The sequence below is a fragment of the Anaerocolumna xylanovorans DSM 12503 genome (assembly GCF_900143645.1).
Classification (GTDB): domain Bacteria; phylum Bacillota; class Clostridia; order Lachnospirales; family Lachnospiraceae; genus Anaerocolumna; species Anaerocolumna xylanovorans.
The window spans coordinates 291,309-309,091 of sequence record NZ_FRFD01000008.1 but is presented as its reverse complement, the minus strand read 5'-3'; the positions used below and the strand labels follow the sequence as shown (position 1 = coordinate 309,091).

Below are 17,783 nucleotides of genomic sequence, written 5' to 3'. Positions count from 1 at the left end.
TCGCTACGCTTTATTGTATCATATCATCAATTGAGACAAATTTTATTCCATTTTTCAGCAATTCTTCAATAATACTAAAAAGTGCATTTACCGTAGGTTTCTTATTCTCATAGCTGTGCAGTAAAATTATTTCACCGTTTCTGATATTGCTGCACATTCCACATAAAATATCCTCTTTGCAATCAGCGACCCAGTCGCATGTATTATAAGACCACAAAATTGCTTTATAATTGCATTCCGTAATAACCCTGCAGCTATTTACGTCAAGCTTTCCATATGGCGGGCGCAGCAATACGGTCTTAAATCCCGTTATCTCATATATCATTTGTTCCGTCGATGTTATTTCCCGCTTTATATTGGACTTACTTAGCCGTGTCAAATCCCTGTGCGAATAAGTATGATTTATAAGGTTATGTCCCTCCTGATAAATTCTTTGCAATATTTCCCTGTTTTTCTCGATATATTCTCCTACGATTGAAAAGCTTGCTTTTAAATGATATTCTCTTAATATGTCTAATATTTGAGGTGTATATACAGTATCCGGAGCGTCGTCAAATGACAGTGCCACTTGAGAAATATCCGTATTTCCACGTATAAAAACAGTATCAGGAAACATTTGCTTTAGAGTTAAGCAATTGGCATCCCAGCCTTCATAAAAATCAAGCTCTTCTTTCGTCAGCTTATTTTTTGCTGTTTCCGAATACAAAGTAACATTGTTATACATCATTCAAACTCTCCTTTCATTTTTGCAAGCGCCAGCCAGACACCGGATAATAATATGATACCTATTACAATAATTATGGCAGGAGAGAGGACGTCCAGCAGATAACCGCCAATTATTAATACAACCGGATTAAAAATTTTTACACAAAGTATAATGGTTAAAAGTACTCTTGCCAAAAATTTTTGCTCTACCTTACATTGCACCAGGGTCTGTAAGGGAATTTCAAGACATGACACCGTGTTGCCATATAAAAACATTCCAACAGACAATATCATCACTAAGAGAATTCCATTTATTTGATGCTTTAATTGAACGGTAAGAAGAAATGACGCCAGAATCACTATTAAACAATAAATGATTTTTTTAATAATCTTCTTAATATGGGCTTTCTTAAGTAAACCATTAATTAAAAAGGCTCCGCCCAAGAGGCCCAAAGCAGTGCAAGTCTCGATTACCGCATATTGTGAAGAGGACAGAACAAAATAATTTAAAACAAGATAGGGTAACAGCACCGACATCTCCAAACTGAAAATAACGTTAAATGCCAAAAAGAGAATAATAACCGCCTTTATCCCATCCTGCCGATTTATATACTTAATTCCTTCCATCCAATCCTTTACGATATGTATCTCCTTATTCTCTGCCTGATAGCTGTTAAACCTGATAAAAATTCCAAATAGTGCCGAAATAAAAAAGCTAATGCCATCAATAAGCAAAAAGCTGTTAATTCCCGCAGCAGTATATATCCCGGCAGCCAAAATCGGTGATATGATCCTGGTAAATGAATCTATAACTTTACATGCCGAATTAACTTCCAACATTTGTGATTTATCAGCAATTTCTATCTTACCGGATTCGGATGCCGTATCAAAAAATGTTCCGATGATATTTATTAAAATTACACTAATGTATACGTTATATAACGTAAATTCTCCCGATATCACAGAAAGAATAAAAAACAGGAATAAAATAAATGCATTTAAAAAATCAGCGGCAACCATTATGACCTTCTTATTAACTTTGTCACAAATAACTGCTGATACAGGACCAAAAATTAAAGTTATTATAATTCCTAAACTAAGCGTAAAGGCATAGGATAATGCCGAACCTGTAACACTTAGCACATATATGGACAAAACAAAATAATACAGCTGGGTACCCAAATTGGAAATTAATTTACCGCTATAATATAATAACTGGTTTTTAGTCAAATTCATTTTTTTGATGTTCAACTACAAATTTCCCTCCGGCAACGCAATTTTCTGCCATTAATAATATGTACACTAAAGCCACCTTATTTTCTTCAATCCCAAAATAGTTCCATAGGATTTCAGAAATTGCTTTTAAAAATATTTTCTTTTGCTGCTCTGTCTTTTGACTGATAATATTTACTTCTACGTATGCCGAATTATCATCTTGATTACATGTATTTTCATAGCTATTTACATAAATACGGACATTGGGATAGGGGGTTTTGAATATTTTTGATGCTGTTTCCCCTAATTCGTTGTAAAATATGGGATTGCTTTTATTAATCTGATCCTTTGTAAAATAAATTTTTATTATCGGCATTATATCCTCCTCTATGCTGCCAAATAAAGTCCCTAGGATTTCATTCGGATTGCCAGAATACGAAACAGATGGATATTTTCACATTCCGGTAAAATAATATAAGAAATAAAATCAGTCTCAAATCTGATAGTCTGTTCAAATATATAACAGTCCCCTTCGTTCTTGCCAGTTTTGGAATTGAGGCATTGGCAGGTTTTAACGATCTTTTCTCCAAAAATACTTTCTTCTCTCCAATCCGAAAAATTTAGCTTGTATTCTTTTTCTTTGTTTTGCGAAGCAATGATAAACTTTTCACTGAAATTCCCCTTTTCCGCACTGCCCCATAGCTTAATTCCAATAGCATCTTTTGCATTCATAACAACTTTTTGACTTCTGCATGAAATATTATCTTCTTTGTGTTTATCATCCTTCGCATAGAAGAAACCGCAGCCGTCAAATCCTAATCCTTCAAAATTCCTGTAACTGCCAAAACCAGTATTATTAAAATACTTTTCCAAGATGACCTCTGCTTCGAAAGTCTGCTCTTTATCAACCGCTATTGAAGCATTCCCATAATGATTATTACCGGCAGCATGAAAATCATCTGTAAAGCTGCGGTAAAGCATCTCGTCGCCTTCAATCAGTTCAATTAGATGACCGGACAGGCCTGCGGTATCCGAATCAGTATTTTGGATTAAGGCCTTCATTATCTGAAGTCTGAAATTTCCCCACTGCGCCCCAATACTTTTCAAGGAAGTGATGATATCATAATATTCTTCTCTGTCCGCCGCCTCCAAAATTTTTGCAAATGCAATTCTTCCTTTTGATAACGACAATAGGTATTTTAAAAAGGGACTTGTTTCAATTGCGCCGCTATGTACCTGTATCTCCTCTTTATAATCCCAAAAATTTTCGGCAAATTCCCGCAGCTTCCGGTATCCATTCTTTACTTCTACATCCGTTTGAAGCTGTGATTTGCATTCATCAATAATGACTTGGGTGTCAGGTGAAAATTCCTTTTCTCCGTTAAGTTCAAAGTGGTAGGTGTGGCGAATCATGCTGATATCATCAACAGTAAGAACTACTGATTGCATATTTTGCGTTATATCTGCCGTAATATACCGTCTATCCTCTGTCATGCCATGGATGACAATATAATGTAATTCATGTATTTTACCGCAATAACCGGACCAGGGAAGTGAGTACATATCTACCCCTGCTATAACGGGATTGCCTTTTTTTAATTGTAATTCCATAAACCCACAGAATTCATTGCAATTATGAAATATATTTTCCTGTAAATGTACATGATAGTACTTTTCCAACAAATATTTAATATTTTGGATATCCGGTTTAATATTGAACGCATTATAGGTTTGTTCTTCCCATGGTATGACACGCCAGGAACGGCAAAAAATAAAATCATACTTCTTATCATAATAATTCAGCATACTGACAATGCAGTCCTCCAGGCAATCAAAATAGCTTGTATGTATTATATTGAACTCCTTCATATCCCGTTATTTTTTCTCCAATCTTTGCATGAATATACTGCACCAAATCATTAACCACAGTAAAAGAATCCTGGCTTAACTTTTCCGCCTCAAAATTAATATTGAAAAGATTCTCAAACTCAATAATTGAACGGATCAGATTTAATGAATCAATTCCCAATTCATCAATCCTTGTCTCGGCTGTTATCACGTCCTCCCTTGCATAATGACGCAGAATATTTATGACATCTTCATAATTTTCCATATGATTCCTCCTTTTTGCAGGTAATCATACTTTGTATCTTCTTTTTATCAATTTTCCCCATATTCGTTTTTGGCAATTGCGGCAATATAAGCACTTTGGACGGGCATATCATTGAATTCATATTATCTCTGCAATACTGCAGCAGTTCATTTTCGCTATTCTGATTTTCCTGTTTTACCTGAACAGCCGCTACCACCTCTTCACCATACATTTCACTGGGAACCCCAACCGTTGCAACTTCGCTTACATTCGGATGCTTTATAATGATAGAATCCACCTGCTTGGGAGATATATTAAAGCCTCCTTTAATAATAATATCCTTTTTCCTGTCTGTAATTTTCAAAAATCCCTGTTCATCAATCACTCCCACATCTCCCGTTCTGTACCATATATTTTCATTAGCATCCCGGAACAAGCTTTCTTGTGTTTCCTCCTCATCTTTTACATATCCCTTAAATAAGTAATTCGAACTCACCAATATTTCTCCGTCATCCGAAATTTTTACGGTAGTCCCCTCCAAAGGCTTCCATCTGTTCGAAATAGTTTCATCCGGTAAGGTTGTGGCAATTATGCCGGTTTCCGTACTGGCATAAAACTCATTCACCCTGACCTTAAAGGTTTGCTCAAACTCCTTTTGCAGGCTCTCCAATAAAACTGCTGATCCACACATAAAATACTTAAAATGCTCAAGATTATGATGAAAATGATTTTTAAACAGCAGAATGGATGCCAGCATCGAAGGTACTGATAATACCACCGTAACCTCATCTTTTTCAACGATATCCCAAAACCTTGAACATAGCTTGAGATTAAATATCTCATTTAATACTACTGAAAATCCAAATAATGCCGGTAATATTATTGCGTGTGTTATAGTACTTGCATGTACCAGCGGACTCATAAGCATCATTCTTGTTTTGGAATCATATCCAAATCTTTCGCCATTCTTCTTTAGATTTACAACAAGAGTATTAACTGACATGCATACTCCCTTGGCATGTCCGGTCGTACCTGCCGTAAAAAGTATTGCCAGTACATCATCACCTTCCAGGGAAGGCATTGAGAATACCAGTTCATCTGGCATTTCTTTCCTTATCCCTGCCAAAAGCTGCTTAATATCGATAAACTCCGTAACGCCGGCATATTTTACGGAAAGCTTATCTATGATGTCCTCTGTTGTAATAATCACCTTGGGATCACACTTTCCCAATACAAATTCTTTTTCTTCTCCGCTATAGCCGGGGCTGATTGGCACACTAATCGCACCAATCCAGATATTCGCAAAATACAGGCTCAAAATATGGTAGCCATATTCCTGGTTTAAAATAATAGCAACTTTATCTCCCTTTCTAACTCCTTTTTTCCACAAATAATTTGCAACATAAATGGATTCGCTGCTTAAATCCGAAGTCATAATCCTTTCTTCCAGTATATGGTCGATACAATATAATTCATCTTTACGGTTGTTTAATTTTTCAAATAATATTTTATTCATCTTTATACCCATGCCTTTCCCGTTTTGAGCCTTCCCAAAACGGGAATAGGCCCAAATACGCAAGGTTGAAAACTCATTTCTTTCAACCTTTGCCCTCCTTGTTAACTTTCTCTAATATTCCGATAATACTATCATCCTTACTGCAATCAACCGGAAATATTTCTTCCTGCCAAAACTTCTGAAAATCCTTTATTAAACAGCCTTTATATCCGGATTGCCAAAGCAATCTTCTTTCACCGTCATCCTGTGCAATAGAAAGTACTTCGTTATTTTTAATTGCATAATGCTCCCTGAGTAATTCCAGTACTCCTTCCTTTCCCGTATGGCTGTCCATAACCTCCAGATTATTATCACATGCAGAGAAATAATTGACATCCTGCATAGCAGATAAAAACTTTGAAAAATGATTTATAACCGGCGGATTAGGATCAACAATTTCAAGCTTAACTACATTGATATTTTTTTCTTCCAAATGGCGGATTACATCCGGACAAAGATGTGTACCCTTATACAGCACCTCATAAAAATGAACTATTCTTTCGATTTTTTGAATATCGCTCCCCTGCTGCCGAGTGGCATACTCTGTGATAATGTTGTATAGATTATTTAGCTCTTTTGAAACAATTCCATCTTCACAGTAAATTCTATAGTATACATTCTTTCTGTCGCATTCATCCAGTATTTTATACAAGGGAGCCTTTTTAAAAAAAGAGGATATATTATACCTGTTTTCTTCCGTTTGTGCACCATTTAATCCGTATAAATCAATTTCATCCACATACCGGCTTAAGATTTCTCTGCTTTGTTCTATTGTTCTTCCGCTGACATTAACCAGCTTTATGCTTTCCTTTCGAATTTCCCCAAGCTGTCTGGCCATTATTTGCTTTTCGTCATCTGACACGCGCAAAAACAGATTATCAAAGCTGCATACGATTGCCTTTATCATTCCGGTACCTTCTTCATATATTTTTTAAACCTGCCGTCTTTTAATAAATTATTATATAATTTTAAAGCAGTATCCACTTTTTGGCTTATCGTATAATTTAAAGTATCTATCTGTTCCGGTTGGTTTTCATCAACTATCCGTGCAATTTCCTTTGCATAGTCCAGCTCTATAAGAAACACTTCCCTTTCTAATTGCCTTATGCACTGGTATTCATAACATTTGTCATCATACAAATCCCAAATAAACAACTCATCTTTTATTTGCGCCAAATCAGCATTCAATCCACCGATATCCGTATTATAGTTGCTTACAAGTATGCTGTAATATAATTCAACTTTCTTATCAACAAATTCATAAACATATTGATATGTTGTATTATCCCAGATAATTCTATTTTCTGCTTTCAATCTCTCATAGATATCAAATCCCGGCTGTATGATTAATCTTGATTTTATCATGCTGTTTGATAAGCAGTTATATTGAATCAATCCTTCCAGGAATTCCAGGTTTTCCAGGATTTCATCAAAGGAAGTATATGGCGTAAACATAATGAATCCAATATTCGGTTCAATTCCTGCCAGGTATGTCATTTTAATTGCTTCTATGTTTTGGGCCGTTGTAGTAAATTTATTAAGTAAATCCAGCTCTTTTTGTACACCGCTTTCCACGCCGTAAAATATTTTCCGCAGGCCGCTTTCTTTCATTTTGGAGATTACAGTATAATCGGCATCATTCACCCGAAACTCTACGCTATATGTAACTTTAATGTTATTTTCAATAATGCTCTCCGCCAATCTGTATGCTCTTTCCTTACCGTTTTTGCCAAGCCCCATAAAGTTGTCATCAACGAAATACAAACTTTTAATGCCATGCTCTTCCAGCAGATATTTTATTTCTTCAATAATATTTTCTACGCTTCTGCTTCTCCATTTCTTTTTATCAAATCCAAAGAAACAATAAATACTGCAAAATGCACATCTCCCATAACATCCTCTGCTGGAGTATATTTTGGCCAATTTCCTAAATTGCATTTTTTCCCTCTTAGGTATTGGTATTGTATCCAAATCATAAATCAATTCTAGTTTGTCATTAACTATAATTTTATTATTTTCCTTATATATTACACTTTTTAAATCCTTCCACGGCTCATTTTTAATAATACGCTTTGCATAATTATAAAAAGCCTGCTCTCCTTCACCAAAGATAATACAGTCAATATAATCTCCGATTTCAGACAGAACTTCTTTATAAGCCAGAGAAACAAAATACCCTCCCAGTATAATATGTCCCCTGTAATGCCTTTTCAACAATTCTGCTATAACCTGTTTGGTATAATCATAGGTTGTTTGATAAATTGAGAAAGCAACAATTAAATAGTCCTGATTTACAATTTTATCTACTATATTTTCCAACGATATAGTAACAATGGCCGTATCACATACTTCTGAATGTATTTCTTTGCTCTCTAAGTATGTAGCGATATATTGCAGCCCTAAGGCTTCTTCCATTTCATAGCATTTTTTATCAAAATTATGAAAATTGACCAGCAGGATTTGATTTTCTCTCATTATTGATTTCCCTTCTATGTTACTTATTTTCATTACATAAAAGTGCATTTTTTACTAAAATATTACATTTTAATAATAGCATACATTTGCATATATATGCATGAAATATATTGCCATTTATTGTATATTTTTGTTTATCCCAGTTCTATTTTAAACAAAAAAGTAACCGGCCAAATTCTGCCGGTTACCTCTATTTTAACTTCAATTTCATCTTCATCAAAGCCTGTGAAACTTACAGGTAATGCATCTTCTCTACAAATTGCTGTATCCCATCAAATGTTCATCTACGGCCCTTGCAACTTCCCTGCCTTCTCTGATAGCCCATACCACCAGCGACTGGCCTCTGTGCATATCACCAGCCACAAATACTTTATCTGCACTGGTCCGGTATTTGCCTTCTTCCGTTGCAACATTGGTTCTGGCATTTAGTTCTACGCCAAAGGCCTTTGCCACATATTCTTCTGTTCCTAAAAAGCCTGCTGCAATAAATACATAATCTGCGTCCACCACATATTCACTGCCAGGAACTTCTTCCATCTGAAAACGCTTGGTTTCGGCATTAAATTTACTGCAAAGCTTTACTACCTTAACCTTTGTGAGGTTGCCGTCCTTATCTGCGATAAATTCCTTTACGGTAGATTCATATACTCTGGGGTCATGGCCGAAGACGGCAATGGCTTCCTCCTGGCCGTAATCGGTCTTTAGAACCTTAGGCCATTCAGGCCAGGGATTATCTTCGGTCCTGTTTTCCGGTGGCTTAGGCATCATTTCTATCTGAAGAACGGATTTTGCTCCCTGTCTGATGCTGGTTCCCACACAGTCATTTCCCGTATCACCGCCGCCGATTACTACCACGTTCTTACCCTTTGTATTGATACAGGCATTATCTTTAAAGTTAGAATCAAGGAGACTCTTGGTAACACCCTTTAAGAAATCCACAGCAAAGCAGATTCCCCTGGCTTCTCTGCCAGGTGCCTTGATATCCCTTGGCTTTGAAGCTCCGCAGGCAAGGATGATACTGCCAAATTCCTTCTTGATATCAGAAACTTTGTAGTTCTTGCCGACATCTGCTCCGGTAACGAAGGTAATACCTTCTTCCTTCATGATTTCTATCCGGCGTTCTATGATGTGTTTCTCCAATTTCATATTCGGGATACCATACATCAACAATCCGCCGATACGGTCAGAGCGTTCAAACACAGTTACCTGATGCCCCCTTTTATTTAACTGGTCTGCTGCTGCAAGACCGGAGGGACCGGAGCCTATAACAGCAACCTTCTTGCCGGTTCTCACTTTGGGAGGCTGTGCGGTAACAAAGCCTGATTTATAGCCGTTTTCAATAATGCTTAATTCATTTTCCTTAATGGATACCGGACTGGTTGCCACATTACAGGTGCAGGCCGGCTCACAGGGAGCCGGACATACACGCCCGGTAAATTCAGGGAAATTATTTGTCTTAAACAGACGCTTTAAGGCCTGATTCATATTTCCGTTATATAAAAGGTCATTCCACTCCGGTACCAGGTTGTTTAAAGGACAGCCTGAGGTCATACCGTTTAAGATGACTCCTGACTGGCAGAAGGGTACACCGCAATCCATGCACCTTGCCCCCTGTATCTTTTGCTCTTCCTTGGATAAAGGAATGTGGAATTCATTAAAATTCTTTATACGTTCAAGAGGAGCCAGCCCTTTGCTTAGCTTTCTGTCATATTCCATAAATCCTGTTGGTTTTCCCATTGCTTCTTACCTCCTAGCCCCTGGTGTTGGCAAAGAATGCCTCAATTTGTGCCTGCTCGCTGCTTAAGCCCTTTTCCTCCATCTGGACGATGGTCATAAGCATACGGCTGTAATCGTAAGGAATGATTTTCTTGAATCTCGGCAGATAATCCATAAAGTTATCCAGGATATCTTTGCCCTTAACAGAACCTGTCATCTTAACGTGCTCGGTAATCATACTCTTTAATTCCAGTACGTCATATTTCTCCGATACAGACTCCATAGACACCATTTCCTTATTGAGCTTCTTATAAAGGTTACTGCCCTCATCCAGTACATAAGCTATACCGCCGCTCATGCCGGCTGCAAAGTTCTTTCCTGTTGTACCAAGCACCACAACTCTTCCGCCTGTCATATACTCACAGCCGTGGTCACCAACGCCTTCTACAACGGCACTGGCACCGGAGTTACGAACACAGAAACGTTCACCGGCCACACCATTTATGAATACCTTACCGCTGGTAGCACCATACAGGGCAACATTTCCGATAATAATATTCTTATCCGCTTCGAATCTGGTTCCCTTTGGAGGATATACCACAAGCTTTCCGCCGGAAAGACCTTTTCCGAAGTAATCGTTGCTGTCACCGGAGAGTTCAAGGGTAAGCCCTTTCGGGATAAATGCACCAAAGCTCTGTCCGCCGCTTCCCTGACATTTGATGACATAAGTATCATCCTCTAAGGAAGTTCCATGTGCCTTTGTTATCTCGGAACCTAAGATGGTCCCAAAGGTACGGTCGATATTGGAGACCTGGGTCTCAATGGTCTTAGACTGTCCGGAAGCAATAGCGCTCTTAAGCTTCTTTAACAGTACTTTTTCATCAATGGTATTTTCAAGCTCAAAGTTATATATCTTCTTGGGATCAAAATGCGCTTCCTCGGTATTTCCGTCAAAAGGATTGTTGAGAATCTTCGAGAGGTCGATTCGTGCAGCTCTTCCTGTATTAACAGCTTCCTTTTCTTTTAACAGCTCACTTCTTCCGACTAATTCCTCAAGCTTTCTGACACCAAGTTTTGCCATATATTCTCTTACTTCCTGTGCAATAAAGCGCATGAAGTTTACTACATATTCCGGCTTGCCCTTGAAGTTCTTACGAAGTTCCGGGTTCTGGGTGGCAACGCCTACCGGACAGGTATCCAGGTTGCACACACGCATCATTACACAGCCTAAGGTTACAAGGGGCGCTGTGGCAAAGCCAAATTCCTCTGCTCCAAGAAGTGCGGCAATCACAACATCCCTTCCTGTCATCAGCTTACCGTCAGTCTCTACCATTACCCTGGAACGCAGACCATTCATTATAAGGGTCTGATGGGTTTCTGCAAGACCTAACTCCCAGGGAAGTCCGGCATTGTGGATGGAATTTCTGGGTGCTGCTCCGGTACCGCCGTCAAAGCCGGATATGAGGATAACCTGTGCTCCTGCCTTTGCGACACCGGCAGCAACGGTTCCAACACCTGCTTCTGATACCAGCTTAACAGAAATTCTGGCATCCTTATTGGAATTCTTAAGGTCATAGATTAGCTGCGCCAAATCCTCAATGGAATAGATATCATGGTGGGGGGGCGGGGAGATTAATCCTACACCGGGAGTTGAATGCCTTGTTTTGGCTACCCAGGGATATACCTTCTCCGCCGGAAGCTGACCGCCTTCTCCGGGCTTTGCTCCCTGTGCCATCTTAATCTGGATTTCCTTTGCACTTACCAGATACTGGCTGGTAACGCCAAAACGCCCGGAAGCTACCTGCTTAATAGCGGAACATCTGTTTAAACCATCTTTTCCGGTTGTAAGACGTTCAAGACTTTCACCGCCTTCACCGCTGTTGGACTTGCCTCCTAACATATTCATGGCAATGGCAAGAGTCTCATGGGCTTCCTGTGAAATAGAACCGTAGGACATGGCACCGGTCTTAAAGCGTTTTACAATAGAGTCCACACTTTCTACTTCTTCAATGGGAATGCCGTTCTTAGGAAGATTGAATTCAAGAAGACCTCTTAAATTAATGCCTTCCTCTTCCTTTTCAATGAGCTTTGTATATTCCTTAAAGGCTTCATAATCTCCTGTTCTGGTAGCCTTCTGCAGCTGATGAATGGTCTGGGGATTATAAAGGTGCTCATCCTTACCGCTTCTTAGCTTATGGTGTCCGCTGTTTTCAAGGGTTAAATCCGTATTCAGTCCAAGAGGATCAAATGCCTTGGTATGAAGCTCATCTACCTGCTTTTCAATATCCTTGATGGTAATTCCGCCGATACGGCTTACGGTATCGGTAAAATACTTATCTATTACCTCTTTGCTGATACCGATAGCTTCGAATATCTTGGAGCCCTGATAGGACTGTATCGTTGAGATACCCATCTTGGAAGCAATCTTAACGATTCCCTTTAAGATAGCTTTATTATAATCATTTACTGCTGCGTAATAATCCTTATCTAACATATTGCTTGCAATCAACTGCTTGATGGATTCCTGGGCAAGGTAAGGATTTACCGCACAGGCACCATAGCCCAAAAGAGTTGCAAAGTGGTGTACTTCCCTTGGTTCCGCACTCTCCAATATCATAGCGACTGCCGTTCTCTTCTTTGTTCTTACCAGGTGCTGCTGCATGGCGGATACGGCAAGAAGGGCGGGTATTGCTACATGGTTTTCATCCACACCCCTGTCAGAAAGAATTAAGATATTAGCTCCGTCCTTATAAGCACGGTCTGCTTCTACAAATATATGGTCAATAGCTCTCTCCAGAGAAGTATTCTTATAGTATATGATAGGAATAGTTTCCACCTTAAAGCCCGGTATCTTCATGGATTTAATCTTTAACAAATCAGTGCTTGTAAGGATAGGATTATGAATCTTAAGGACCTTACAGTTCTCTGCACATTCCTCCAGAAGGTTGCCGTCTTCACCGATATAAACATCGGTGGAAGTAACGATTTCTTCCCTGATAGCATCAATGGGGGGGTTGGTTACCTGGGCAAAGAGCTGTCTGAAATAGCTAAAAAGAGGTGGATTGCTCTTTGACAGTATGGGAAGAGGACCGTCAGCGCCCATTGCTGCGACAGGTTCCCCGCCGGTTCTTGCCATGGGAAGAATGGTAGTTCTGTATTCCTCATAGGTATAGCCAAATGCTTTCTGAAGCCTTGCTCTTTCCTCGTCATTGTATTCCCACACTTTCTTATTCGGAATGTGGAGATCCTTTAATTTGACAAGATTGCTGTCCAGCCATTCGCCGTAAGGACTGTTGGTGGCATAGCTGTTCTTTAAGTCTTCGTCATCAATAACACGGCCTTTAACTGTATCTACTAAGAGCATTTTACCGGGACGAAGCCTTTCCTTTTTCACGATCTTTTCCGGAGCAATGTCTAATACACCAACTTCAGAAGAAAGGATTACATGATTATCATCTGTGATATAGTAGCGGGACGGTCTTAGGCCATTGCGGTCAAGTACTGCTCCCATAATATCACCGTCACTGAAAAGGATGGAGGCCGGGCCGTCCCAGGGCTCCATCATAGTTGCATAGTATTGGTAGAAGTCCCGCCTTTCCTGGCTCATATTCTGGTCATTGGCCCAAGGTTCGGGTATGGTTATCATAACGGCAAGGGGTAAATCCATTCCGCTCATGATTAAGAATTCCAGGGCATTATCAAGCATGGCAGAATCAGAACCTTCTGTATTAATAACAGGAAGAATCTTATGCAGCTCCTTATTTAAGTACTTGGACTGCATGGTCTCTTCTCTGGCAAGCATCTTATCCACATTTCCTCTGATGGTGTTGATTTCACCGTTATGCACAATTAGCCTGTTGGGATGTGCCCTATGCCAGCTTGGATTGGTATTAGTACTAAAACGGGAGTGAACAATGGCAATGGCAGATTCATAGGCTTCATCCTGAAGATCCATAAAGAACCTGCGAAGCTGCTTAACCAAAAACATACCCTTATATACAATGGTACGGCTGGACAGGGACACTACGTAGGTATTATCGTTGCTTTGCTCAAACACTCTTCTGGCAATATAGAGCTTACGGTCAAAATCAAGCCCTTTCTTCACACCATGAGGTCTCCCAACAAAGCCCTGCATAATATAGGGCATACATTCCACAGCCTTATGTCCCAGAATATCGGGAACAGTAGGAACCTCTCTCCAGCCTAAGAATTCCATGCCTTCCTTTTCCACGATTATCTCAAACATCTTCTTTGCCTGGTTCCTGCTAAGCTCCTCCTGGGGAAAGAAAAACATACCAATACCGTAATCTCTTTCTCCGCCAATATTGATATTAAGCGCTTCTGTTTCCTTCACAAAAAACTTATGGGATATCTGAAGCAGGATTCCGACACCATCTCCGGTCTTTCCTTCCGCATCCTTTCCGGCACGGTGTTCCAGATTCTCAACAATCTTCAATGCATTGGCTACTGTTTCATGGGTCTTTACGCCTTTGATATTGACAACTGCACCAATACCGCAGTTATCATGTTCAAATCTGGGGTCATACAGTCCCGTCTGTGTACGCTTTGTCTCTTCTACGCCATATCTGTCCATTCGCACGCCTCTCTTCTTCTAAATTTACCTGCTTTTTTAAATCAACATGCCCTTTGATTACCTCCATGAATAATTGTAAAGAGGTAACGGATAATTTTTCATACAAAAAAGGCATCCTTGAATTACATTTTCTTCAAGAACGCCTTTGTTCTGTAACAGATTATAATATATGCCGCAGAAAAATGCAATCTTTTTTTGAAATTTTATTTATTTTATAAAGTTTTTTCCCTCGATAACATTATTTTATTAAGCGGCGTGTGGTATAATGGTAAATCGGCCGATATAAACAGATATAGAACACCCGAAAGAATAAAAGGAGGCCCTTTATGGTTAGTAATAATAACATAAATACAAATACTATTAATACAACTGGTATGAACAATAACGGCATTACCGGGCCCAGTTCCTCCCACAGTGTTTCCGGCTCCTCCCAGACGGGAGGCAATTCCCCTGCAGGCAGCTTTTCCCCTGCCGGTCTGGAAAAAGGCCAGGTAATAAAGGGTGAAGTGATTGATCTAAAGAATAATGAAGTCACTGTTAAATTAGAGGATGGGCAGGTAATTAAAGGAAGGCTGGCAGCAGATGGAATTGATTTATCCATCGGCAGCAAGGTAACTTTCCGTGTAGAGGATGCTTCTTCCCAATCCCTTATCCTTAAAATCCTTCCTCCCGATTCTGACCTATATCTGGAATCTACCATAGACAAAGCTTTAGAAGCAGCTAATTTAAATAAAAGCGACAGAAACAAAAGCATGGTGGCGGAATTATTAAAAACCGGCATGTCTATTGATAAGAATACATTGACTGTCCTGTCAAAACAGATGCTGCAATTTCCTGACAGCCCTTTGAAAACTCTGATATTTTTAAACCGAGGCGGTCTTCCGGTTAATAATACCAATGTTACCTTTATGGAAAGCTTTCTAAATTCCAGCGGAAAAGTTTCTGCAGAGCTTTACAGTCTTTCAGAGAATATTATCAGGGCACTTTCAGACGGGGGAGATACACCTTCAAAATATAAGCTCTTATCCATCCTGCTTCCTTCCGCCGGTATAGCAGAGGAGTCTGTTAGCAAGGCTGCTCCTTTGCTTTCCGATGTTCTTAATCAGGAGGAAAGAAATGCCCTTGCACAAAATTTGCAGAATTCACAGCTTTACACTGCCACTCCCGGGGATACTGCGGATATTTTATCGGGCAGGATGGGCCTTTCTGAAATCTTTCATTTCCTTGGAGATAATTCGCCTTTGTTAAAAGACACGGGATTATCTTCCCTTACCTTGGGAGAAGATGCCAGGCTGCTGCCCGGAACACTTAAGAGCAGGCTCCCGGAGCTTGATTCTGATATCATTAATAAGCTGCTTGTCTCAATGGACAAAGCCACGGAAGGAAACTTTGATACTCCGGACAGTATTGGCAGGATACTTACCAGAGAGGAAAGACTGGAGTTTCTAAGCCTTTTAAAGGAGAATTTTCCTTCGGGCACTCTGCCGGATGCCATAACCCATGGGCTGACGCAGGGAAATATTTCTGCCGGAGAACTTCTTTCCCAATTAAAGCCTTTTCTGTCAGGAACTTCTGATTTTACTGAAAAGAGTGCTGAAAAGATTATTTCCTCCAAAGCATTTAACAACCTCCTTTCTTCCTCCCTTTTGTCCCAGTGGTCCATATCTCCCCAGGAGTTTGCAAAGCCCGCCGCTATAAGTTCCCATTACGAAAGTCTTTTAACGCAGTTAAATGATATCAGAGAACTTATGGAAAACACTTCTTTTAAGGAAGCTTCTGCTCTGCAAAGCCAGACAGCCCACATAACGGATACTGTAAATTTCATGAACACTTTAAACAACCTCTTTGCTTACCTTCAGCTTCCTGTAAAGTTAAAGAGTCAATATGCAGACAGTGAACTCTATGTTTATTCCAACAAAAAATCAGAACTTGATATCACCGAAGGTGTAAGAGTTGTCCTCCATCTGAAAATGGATAACCTGGGTCCTGTAGATGTGGCAATTGAATTGAAACAGAACCAGCTTAAGAATTCTTTCTATCTTGAGAATAAGAAAATAAAGGAACTTCTTTCTTCCCACATGGAAACCCTTGAAGCAAAGCTGAAAGATAAGGGTTATCAGGTTAGAACGGAATTTTATAACAGGGCAAAAGAGAGTAATAGTCCTGCCGCTATGGTCAAAGAACACCTTCTTTCACTAAACCGCGGCCCTTTTGTTCGCTCTATAGAAAAAAAGCGCTACCATTTTGATATCCGGGCATAAAAAGCCGCAGTAAGGGTTTTCGGTACACCCCTTTGCTGCGGCTAATATTATCGGATATATCTGGTTCTAAGTGCTATATAATATTCATTGCCCTGCATATCAGGTAAAGTATAAACAAATGAACAGGATAGAAAGCATAGAATATATATTTCAGCTTTAATCCTCTCTCCCCATTGTATAGGGCTATCGGTACCAGGGCAAAAATTGCGGCAAGTTCTGAAAGAGACATGACATTTAATACAATATATCCTCCTACACCGGAGGAAACCGGATTTCTTCTAAGGGCATATATAACAGCTATAGTAAGTACCCCAAAGCCGCTATAATCCGTATTCAAAAAATCAGCAAGCAGCATTCCCGCTGCCAGTACCGCACAATCGGCCAGAAATACACCCATTTCTTCTTTTCTGCTTCGTACCAGATACATTGTCAAAAGGGCAGCTCCTACAACAACTACTGTTCCAATCATTGCATTTTTTTCCATAGAAAAGCTTACCGAAGAAAGCTCTTCGCCGGTAAATCCGGCCATAAAAGTGTTATACGTATACATTCCGTTTTGCAGAGAGGTAAAAGCAATCCATCCCGCTCCTGCTGCCCCGGCAGCGGAAAGTAATGGAAGCCATTTTCTATCTCTTAATTTACTTCCAATTAACTGAAATCCCCATATCACTAAAAAACCTATGAGTAAAGTAAAAAATACATTCTGGTGATAGGAATAAAAAAGCCTCTCATAAAAAGCCAGATCAAAGGGAATTTCTGAAACAAGTGCAAACAGCCCCAACCTTATTGCATATTTTCTCTTATTACTCGTATACCGAAAGCCCTCTACCAGCAAAAAACAAAAAATAGGAAATGCAATCCTGCCTATATTTCTCATCCACTCATATATCTGATATATCTGAATATTTGTACTATCAAAGGACGCATTGGAATAGGCAACAAAAAAACCTCTGGACACCAGTATCTGTTCTAATATCACGGCAGCGGTATGGTCTATGAGCATTGTAAAAATTGCTATCAGCTTTAAAGTACTTCCCGGTATGCCTCTTTTCCTTATCTTTTCTTCCGGGAAAGAAGGTACTGCTCTAATATCTTCCATATATTCCTCCTTATGATAAGTAAATACCTGAACATACTGTGAAAAACTGCGCTTGTTAAATTATAGCATTC

12 protein-coding genes are annotated in these 17,783 nt (G+C 39.5%); 1 reads left to right on the top strand and 11 read right to left on the bottom strand.

All coding sequences use genetic code 11. From position 1 onward, the window contains the following. Window positions 1-10: 10 nt before the first annotated feature. From BUF11_RS14940 to gltB, 10 genes are all read right to left on the bottom strand, one after another. Window positions 11-727 (bottom strand): polysaccharide deacetylase family protein, encoded by a 717-nt coding sequence (locus BUF11_RS14940; protein WP_073589644.1) that lies wholly within the window; start codon window positions 725-727, stop codon window positions 11-13. Beyond that, window positions 724-1,956 carry an MFS transporter gene (locus tag BUF11_RS14935; protein WP_175562076.1) on the bottom strand — a complete coding sequence of 411 codons (1,233 nt, stop codon included), beginning with the start codon at window positions 1,954-1,956 and terminating at the stop codon, window positions 724-726. The genes BUF11_RS14940 and BUF11_RS14935 overlap by 4 nt, the downstream gene beginning before the upstream one ends. Further along, window positions 1,928-2,296, bottom strand: coding sequence for a hypothetical protein (locus BUF11_RS14930; protein ID WP_073589642.1), 369 nt, complete (start codon window positions 2,294-2,296; stop codon window positions 1,928-1,930). Before BUF11_RS14930 ends, BUF11_RS14935 begins: the two co-directional genes overlap by 29 nt. A gap of 32 nt (window positions 2,297-2,328) precedes the next feature. Further along, the gene (locus BUF11_RS14925; protein ID WP_073589641.1) at window positions 2,329-3,789 is read right to left on the bottom strand and encodes a cysteine peptidase family C39 domain-containing protein; all 1,461 of its coding nucleotides are present in this window, start codon (window positions 3,787-3,789) and stop codon (window positions 2,329-2,331) included. Further along, window positions 3,752-4,033 (bottom strand): acyl carrier protein, encoded by a 282-nt coding sequence (locus tag BUF11_RS14920; protein ID WP_073589640.1) that lies wholly within the window; start codon window positions 4,031-4,033, stop codon window positions 3,752-3,754. The genes BUF11_RS14925 and BUF11_RS14920 overlap by 38 nt, the downstream gene beginning before the upstream one ends. After that, window positions 4,020-5,528 carry a class I adenylate-forming enzyme family protein gene (locus tag BUF11_RS14915; RefSeq protein ID WP_175562075.1) on the bottom strand — a complete coding sequence of 503 codons (1,509 nt, stop codon included), beginning with the start codon at window positions 5,526-5,528 and terminating at the stop codon, window positions 4,020-4,022. Before BUF11_RS14915 ends, BUF11_RS14920 begins: the two co-directional genes overlap by 14 nt. An 82-nt stretch (window positions 5,529-5,610) precedes the next feature. Continuing rightward, window positions 5,611-6,474 carry an HAD hydrolase family protein gene (locus BUF11_RS14910; RefSeq protein ID WP_073589638.1) on the bottom strand — a complete coding sequence of 288 codons (864 nt, stop codon included), beginning with the start codon at window positions 6,472-6,474 and terminating at the stop codon, window positions 5,611-5,613. Beyond that, window positions 6,471-8,042, bottom strand: coding sequence for a B12-binding domain-containing radical SAM protein (locus BUF11_RS14905; protein WP_073589637.1), 1,572 nt, complete (start codon window positions 8,040-8,042; stop codon window positions 6,471-6,473). Before BUF11_RS14905 ends, BUF11_RS14910 begins: the two co-directional genes overlap by 4 nt. A 252-nt stretch (window positions 8,043-8,294) precedes the next feature. Further along, complete coding sequence (locus BUF11_RS14900) at window positions 8,295-9,779, bottom strand: glutamate synthase subunit beta (protein WP_073589636.1); 1,485 nt, start codon at window positions 9,777-9,779, stop codon at window positions 8,295-8,297. Between the two features lie 13 nt (window positions 9,780-9,792). Beyond that, on the bottom strand, window positions 9,793-14,352 hold the full coding sequence (gene gltB, locus BUF11_RS14895) for a glutamate synthase large subunit (protein ID WP_073589635.1): 4,560 nt from the start codon (window positions 14,350-14,352) through the stop codon (window positions 9,793-9,795). Window positions 14,353-14,678: 326 nt separating this feature from the next. Between gltB and BUF11_RS14890 the strand changes: the two genes are divergently transcribed. Continuing rightward, entirely contained in the window at window positions 14,679-16,613 is a 1,935-nt protein-coding gene (locus BUF11_RS14890; RefSeq protein ID WP_073589634.1) for a flagellar hook-length control protein FliK, read from the top strand. 73 nt (window positions 16,614-16,686) lie between these two features. Here BUF11_RS14890 and BUF11_RS14885 read toward each other — a convergent pair whose 3' ends face one another. After that, window positions 16,687-17,712 (bottom strand): TraX family protein, encoded by a 1,026-nt coding sequence (locus tag BUF11_RS14885; RefSeq protein WP_073589633.1) that lies wholly within the window; start codon window positions 17,710-17,712, stop codon window positions 16,687-16,689. Window positions 17,713-17,783: the final 71 nt, after the last annotated feature.

Coding starts and splice junctions, on each gene's coding strand:
- BUF11_RS14940 (WP_073589644.1), bottom strand. CDS start 727: ATGATGTATAACAATGTTACTTTGTATTCGGAAACAGCAAAAAATAAG.
- BUF11_RS14930 (WP_073589642.1), bottom strand. CDS start 2,296: ATGCCGATAATAAAAATTTATTTTACAAAGGATCAGATTAATAAAAGC.
- BUF11_RS14925 (WP_073589641.1), bottom strand. CDS start 3,789: ATGAAGGAGTTCAATATAATACATACAAGCTATTTTGATTGCCTGGAG.
- BUF11_RS14920 (WP_073589640.1), bottom strand. CDS start 4,033: ATGGAAAATTATGAAGATGTCATAAATATTCTGCGTCATTATGCAAGG.
- BUF11_RS14915 (WP_175562075.1), bottom strand. CDS start 5,528: ATGAATAAAATATTATTTGAAAAATTAAACAACCGTAAAGATGAATTA.
- BUF11_RS14910 (WP_073589638.1), bottom strand. CDS start 6,474: ATGATAAAGGCAATCGTATGCAGCTTTGATAATCTGTTTTTGCGCGTG.
- BUF11_RS14905 (WP_073589637.1), bottom strand. CDS start 8,042: ATGAGAGAAAATCAAATCCTGCTGGTCAATTTTCATAATTTTGATAAA.
- BUF11_RS14900 (WP_073589636.1), bottom strand. CDS start 9,779: ATGGGAAAACCAACAGGATTTATGGAATATGACAGAAAGCTAAGCAAA.
- gltB (WP_073589635.1), bottom strand. CDS start 14,352: ATGGACAGATATGGCGTAGAAGAGACAAAGCGTACACAGACGGGACTG.
- BUF11_RS14890 (WP_073589634.1), top strand. CDS start 14,679: ATGGTTAGTAATAATAACATAAATACAAATACTATTAATACAACTGGT.
- BUF11_RS14885 (WP_073589633.1), bottom strand. CDS start 17,712: ATGGAAGATATTAGAGCAGTACCTTCTTTCCCGGAAGAAAAGATAAGG.